This window comes from Paenibacillus sp. MAHUQ-63, from assembly GCF_028765165.1.
Classification (GTDB): domain Bacteria; phylum Bacillota; class Bacilli; order Paenibacillales; family NBRC-103111; genus Paenibacillus_E.
This window is the reverse complement of the sequence record NZ_JARADB010000037.1, coordinates 1-500: the sequence shown is the minus strand read 5'-3', so window position 1 is coordinate 500 and position 500 is coordinate 1. Positions and strand designations below refer to the sequence as shown.

Here is a 500-nt window from a genome sequence, read left to right as displayed (position 1 = left end):
CCCACACCCCCAGGTGGACGGGGACGAGCGCGAGCGGCAGCCGGCGGCGGGCCAGCCAGACCCGGTTGCGGGCGTTCACCCGGTAGTAGATGGCGTGCCGGGCGGGCGGGGTCTTCGGGTGCCGGAGCCGCAGCTCCGGCGCGTACAGGATCCGCCAGCCGGCATCCGCCGCGCGCCATGCGAGGTCGGTCTCCTCGTGCGCGAAGAAGAACTCGGCGGGCCAGTCGCCGACCTCGTCGAGCATCGCCATCAGCGTGTCGAGCGTATGCTCGAAACAGGCCGCGGCGAGATCGTCCTTGCGTTTGAAATAGTAAGTGACGCTGGTGGTGTTGAGCCCGACCCGCCGCGCGACATCGGCGAAGGTCATCCCCTTCGCGCTCTGGGCGTTGATCGTCTCGGCGGCGGCGGCGAGAATCGCATCGCGCTTGGCACGAAATCGCTTCGTGCCGCCATCGTCGCTCTGTGATACCGGTTGCGCCCCGTGCATGTTGCTAGATTAC

General features: G+C 68.4%; 1 protein-coding gene. It reads right to left on the bottom strand.

What is annotated here, in order from left to right:
* Positions 1-487, bottom strand: a 487-nt coding sequence (locus tag PUT07_RS35375; RefSeq protein ID WP_274473523.1) for a TetR family transcriptional regulator, incomplete at its 3' end; no start/stop codon positions are given.
* Positions 488-500 lie beyond the last annotated feature (13 nt).